The 1,398-nt window shown below is 45.4% G+C and carries 1 protein-coding gene; it reads right to left on the bottom strand.

Features of this window, described 5'->3' with window-relative positions; genetic code table 11:
- Positions 1–1,255 (bottom strand): transposase (locus tag HNW13_RS23760; protein ID WP_208062967.1); only part of this gene is annotated, 1,255 nt, incomplete at its 3' end.
- Positions 1,256–1,398 lie beyond the last annotated feature (143 nt).

Raw genomic sequence — 1,398 nt, 5'->3', positions numbered from 1 at the left:
CCGTTTCGTTGGCGATATGAGCTTCGCCCCATGATTTAATTTCCTCCATGATGGGCAATGAGTGAGCTTGATGATAAGCAAGCCTAGCCACAGGGGATAGTTTTTCGCTTTTAGCAAAATCATCATTCCCCCATATTTCTCCATAGCGTTTGAGCACATACTCAACTTCCTCAGGAAAATGATTAATCACATCGACAAATTGTCGTCTGGCGTGGCTGTTACACAGTGACATTGTTGCCTCTCTTGCCGTGGGACGATTACTCGGTAATGCATCACTCATGATGACGGGCTTATCACATAACTGACTGCGTTTATGCAAAATGCTGTCAATGAATTCACCTGCGTGGCCGATGTTGGTTTCAAACAAGACGATGGTATTATTATCTTTCAGTGTGGCGATAACCCCAGAGGTATAAATACCGCTACGCAGTCGTGTTTTATCGCTATTGCGGACGGCTTTCTCGACCGGTTTAGCGTCCAAAATGCGGTGCGTCGTATCATCCAGATAATAATGTTCGGCGTCTGAGGCTACATTAAAAAGCTGCTGGTACACAGGGTAAATATCATTACAAACCCGCTCAACTTGGTCAAAGACCGTTGAAGCGGTAATTTTTACCCCCAGTAGCTTTTGAATACTGCACTGACGATAAAAAGGCAATCCTGCAAAGTATTTGTAAATGGCCATCAATGACCGCGCAGAGTAACCATACTTTTGCTGGCTTTCACCATCGACTAAGACGTCATCCGGCAGAGGCGCACTGAAATAAGCACCGCAAGTATTACAGCGAAGACGCTCCATCACATGCTGCTCAGGCTTGAACGGGCTTTGCCCTGTAATACGCAGTAAGCTACCCGGCTCAGTTTTATACACTTTACCGGTTAAGCACTCCGTACAGGTATCACCTTTAGCCACATCTGTCATTGCGTGAACGATAACGACGGGCTTAACAGGTGTAAAACCTTCACCTTCATCGTGTTGACGGTTTTTGCTTTTCTTACCGGATGCTCTCGCTTGCTTAAGTACGCTGGCAAGCTTTTCAGATGACTTTTCAATACCCAACAATTTTCGCAGTTTATGCACTGTGACATCATGGTGGGCTAACCGGTCTTGCATGCTCGCCAACGTCAGCAACGCATCAAGTAATAACTGACAATCCTCTGGACTTAAGGCGAGGTTGTTCTCTTTGGCCTCACTGACTCGCGATATCAGCGATTCAAGTGCGGGTCCATCAATATCGGTAAAGGGTTTACTCACGGTTTATCCACATCGTTTAGGCTGAAATCGAGGTTGCTGGGGGAAGGATTATGATCCGATAACATTAACAATCAAGCACTAATATTGCTGTTTTTTTGACTTAAATAAGATCGTGTTTTTGCCACATTGGATCGCCGTTCAGC

It is taken from the genome of Shewanella sp. BF02_Schw (assembly GCF_014596695.2).
Classification (GTDB): domain Bacteria; phylum Pseudomonadota; class Gammaproteobacteria; order Enterobacterales; family Shewanellaceae; genus Shewanella.
Note: the sequence above shows the minus strand (reverse complement) of the source record. Positions and strands in the feature narration are given on the sequence as shown.